This window comes from Cohaesibacter haloalkalitolerans (assembly GCF_003574655.1).
In the GTDB taxonomy this organism is placed as follows: Bacteria; Pseudomonadota; Alphaproteobacteria; order Rhizobiales; family Cohaesibacteraceae; genus Cohaesibacter; species Cohaesibacter haloalkalitolerans.
Window position 1 is genome coordinate 1 of the sequence record NZ_QNUM01000024.1, and the last position, 3725, is coordinate 3725.

Genomic DNA, 3725 nt, shown 5'->3' on the forward strand with positions numbered 1-3725 from the left:
GAGAAGCAAGACAAGGCAACGGATTTTGCAGACCTATTCAAGCCTAACTATTAATCCATAACAAAACCACTTCCAGTGGTTCAAGCGTAGCGTTTCAAACCTCCCCCTCTGGGGGAGGTCATGACTTGTCTGTGTCAAAGGCCCAAACGGGCAATGGCGCCATGACAGTAAAAGGAACATCGCCTAAGCAAAAAGGCGCACACTCTTGAAAGACTGCGCGCCTTGCCCCTTGGCAAAAGAACGATTGAGGAACTATTCCGGCATAGAGAGATCAATCAGCCCGCCGCCAAACAGACGATCCCGCGAATGCTCCAGATGCGCCCGCATCAGGGAAGAGGCCAGAGCACTGTCGTGGTTCTTGATTGCCCGAAAAATCTCGTCATGTTCCTCAAAAACATGACTGAGGGCATCGCCACCTTCACTCAGCAGGGACTGACCATGCATCTGCATGCCCACATAGATATGCTCGCGCAAAGCCCGCATGGCCGTTTCGAAATAATGGTTGTTGGAAGCCTTGGCAATCGAGATATGAAAGGCAAAGTCGGCGTCTTCCCGGTGCACCAGACTGCCGGTCGCCGTGCGCATCATTTCCAGCGCTTCTTCCATTTCATTGAGAATGATACTGTTGTGCCGCTTGGCAGCCAGAACCGCCGATGCGGTTTCCAGATTGAGCCGGAACTCATAACAACGCTGGATGTCAGACAGTGTTTCGACGCGCGCAAAGCCCACGGGTGAAACAGAAGGCGCACGAACGAAATTGCCTGCGCCCTGACGGGCATAGATCATCCCTTCCTTGCGCAGCTTTTCAAGAGCATTGCGCAGGACAGGGCGAGACACGCCCAATTCCTCAGCCAACTGATGCTCTGATGGCATGCGTTGGTTGACAGGATAGTCGCCATTGGAAATGCGGCTGAACAGGGTGTGATAGACCTTGTCAGCCAAAAGCCTCCGTGGACGGCTTCGAGTTTCACCAGCTTCGCTATTCTGGGGCACGACTTACAACCTCTGGCAGTTATTCACACTACTTCTTTACTAGCTTTGCAGCCAATTTTACAAGGGTATCCTTGGATCCAAAACCACCGGATTTCGTGATAATGAACATGTCATCGCCATTTCCCGTCGATTTGGACAATGGCAATCCGGGCAGAACCTCACCAATCACTTGTAAAATTCCGATATGGAGCCGGGCGCAGATTGCCGCAGCGCTCTCGCCGCCACATCCAAGAAAGGTCCGCGGCCTGGTTTCAGCAATCCAGTCAGCAATTCCGTCAGCGAAACAGGCGCCAGCCTCCTGACCAGAAACAACCGTAGTTCCCGGCGTCATCTGGATCACCTTGACATCCTCGTCCCATTTCAAAGGCGTCGGAACAACCCCGTTGGGCGCCGCCGCAGTCTCGAATGCCTCAAGCTGAACAAGCGTCACCGGATCTCGCGAACCGATGGCAAACAGGGCAGGGGCTTCGGGCGACGGCATGGAATCCTTGCGCGGTTCTGGAGCAATCCGCAGCGCCAGAGCTTCGGCAAGACCGGCCGCCCCGACAAAAAGGCCATCCTCAGGGAAATCCTTGATCGCCGCCTCGATATCGGACTGGCTGTCAGCCTCAATGCAGCAGCTTGCTGGCAACCCGGAGACAGCCGCGACATCAATGGGTTCAACAACACCTTCGCCCGCAAGAAAACCGTTTGAAACGAAACGACCAAGGCGCGGAATCGCCGGACAAACAATGGTCTGCTCCGCAGAAAAGCCCAAAGCCCTGATCTCGTCTGCCACATGGCCCTTGAGCCGACTGTCTACCTTCTTGAAGATCCGCACTTTCTCGCCATGCACATGAGCCTTTATCACGCTGAGAGCTGACTTGACCCGCACAATGGCTTCCTCCCGTTCGATTTCCCGCGAACCGGTGGAGACGGCGACGACATCCGCCCCCCCATCCATTGCTTCCTTCAGCTCCGAAAGTGACAGGGCGCAAAGCACTTTCAACCCTCTTTCGGCAAACGCGACAGAACTATCCAGAGCACCGGTCAAATCATCCGCAACGACTACTAGCTTCACCTTGAGATCCATATTTGTTAATTCGGTAGTTATGACAAACTTAGCGTCATCATTGCCGAAAAATCTAGCATAGTCTTGCATTTAATCCAACACAGCAAACGACAAAACAGGTTTTTATTCGCTTATCAGTTTACAAATTTGCAACTTATAGATACCCAAAGCTCCCTTTTCAGAGACCGACAAGCCGGACAACAGGACCATCTTGGAAAACCAGAGGCGTCATCTACACAACAGACCTCCCAACCTTCCGCGAGAGATACTTAAATAATTGCCCATTTCCCTAACAAATTGAAATCATTCAGAACTTGCCAAACAAGACCACTGCGCAACACCGTTACCATTGCATACAAGGAGCATCTCAAAGAAGAGATATGCAAAAACGGAATAACGGATTTGAGATTATGGTTCTTTTCGCATGCATCATTAAGGACCATATTCATTGGCATAGAAAGCAAGAAACAAGATCAAACAGGAAAGTTGAAAGGAACTGAAATGAACATTCTCAATCGTGCATTCGAAAGAATTGTCTCTGCTCGTGAAGAAGAAGCTCAGCGTTACATCGAAAATCTGATGGCCGACCACGGTTTTGACATCAGCAAAGATGAAAACAACAATCCTCGCGGCTAATGCCGCGGGGATTTTCTTGAAAGTGAAAATTATTATTTTTTCTTCCACTCTCTCTTCTCAAGAAGTCTCTGAGCAGCCAGACAAAAGCGTCCATACATCAGCTCAGGAACAAACGAAGAGGCCGCCCGCATCCTCAATTTTCCGACTTGTACCATCACGGCTTTGGTTAAAAATTACCCAATTGTAGCCTTCAAAAACCACGGCCATAAGACTATACATGAAGGCACAATGAATATTTTTTTATCCTGTTTAGTGATTGGAGATCGAGATGGAAGAAACAAAACTGATGGACATTTTGCATGATCAGCGCAGCGCCGTCGCCCCGGAAACGCTCATCAAGATTTTTGAAAACAAGGGTTATGCTCCGAAAGATGTCCGTGTGCTGGTTCAGCGCGCCCTCAAAAAGGGACTGGTTACTCTCAATGAGGACTATTGCATCCAGCCCGCCGATACCCAAACGTCCGAGACCTCACACTAAGCCCCCTTCGCATTGAATAAGCCCCACCACCGCGAGTTCCCAAAGCCGTCATCAACGGCGCGTCTGCCGTCACGGTAGGGGTATCTTTGCACCATCGCCCTTCAGTGGCGACACCTACACGACTGTGATACGCCTCCGCAACCAGACACGGTAACACCTGAAAGCGACAGGTGGCATGGTCATAGTGAACGCAATAGAGGTCTGCGCAAAGAACTCCCGTAAATCTCTCGGCGCAGGTCCATGGGCCCTTGAACTCCCGGACACATTATCCTTCGCACATCACACAGCCCACCAGCCGGACGACAGCATGGGAGTAGATGATTTGCATCCATAGATATCCGAAATCAGCTTATATCCAGCCCTCGATATGAGGCGGGGAGGACCTGTCACCTACTCATAGTCCTGATTAGTACTGGGTGCCGATATTGACATGACTTCAAAAGTCATGACCTCCCCCAGAGGGGGAGGTTTGAAACGCTACGCTTGAACCACTGGAAGTGGTTTTGTTATGGATTAATAGTTAGGCTTGAATAGGTCTGCAAAATCCGTTGCCTTGTCTTGCTTCTC

4 protein-coding genes are annotated in these 3725 nt (G+C 50.8%); 2 read left to right on the forward strand and 2 right to left on the reverse strand.

Going from position 1 to position 3725, the window contains the following annotated elements; translation table 11 throughout:
• Positions 1-252: 252 nt before the first annotated feature.
• Both DSL70_RS22125 and DSL70_RS22130 read right to left on the reverse strand, forming a co-directional pair.
• Positions 253-942 (reverse strand): FadR/GntR family transcriptional regulator, encoded by a 690-nt coding sequence (locus DSL70_RS22125; RefSeq protein ID WP_245418317.1) that lies wholly within the window; start codon positions 940-942, stop codon positions 253-255.
• Between the two features lie 79 nt (positions 943-1021).
• On the reverse strand, positions 1022-2053 hold the full coding sequence (locus DSL70_RS22130; RefSeq protein ID WP_162916998.1) for a four-carbon acid sugar kinase family protein: 1032 nt from the start codon (positions 2051-2053) through the stop codon (positions 1022-1024).
• A gap of 492 nt (positions 2054-2545) precedes the next feature.
• Here DSL70_RS22130 and DSL70_RS22830 point away from each other — a divergent pair, with 492 nt between their 5' ends.
• Together DSL70_RS22830 and DSL70_RS22135 are read left to right on the forward strand one after the other, a co-directional pair.
• Positions 2546-2680 (forward strand): hypothetical protein, encoded by a 135-nt coding sequence (locus DSL70_RS22830; protein WP_280955373.1) that lies wholly within the window; start codon positions 2546-2548, stop codon positions 2678-2680.
• Positions 2681-2948: 268 nt separating this feature from the next.
• Entirely contained in the window at positions 2949-3158 is a 210-nt protein-coding gene (locus DSL70_RS22135) for a hypothetical protein (RefSeq protein ID WP_162916999.1), read from the forward strand.
• The last annotated feature ends 567 nt before the right edge of the window (positions 3159-3725 follow it).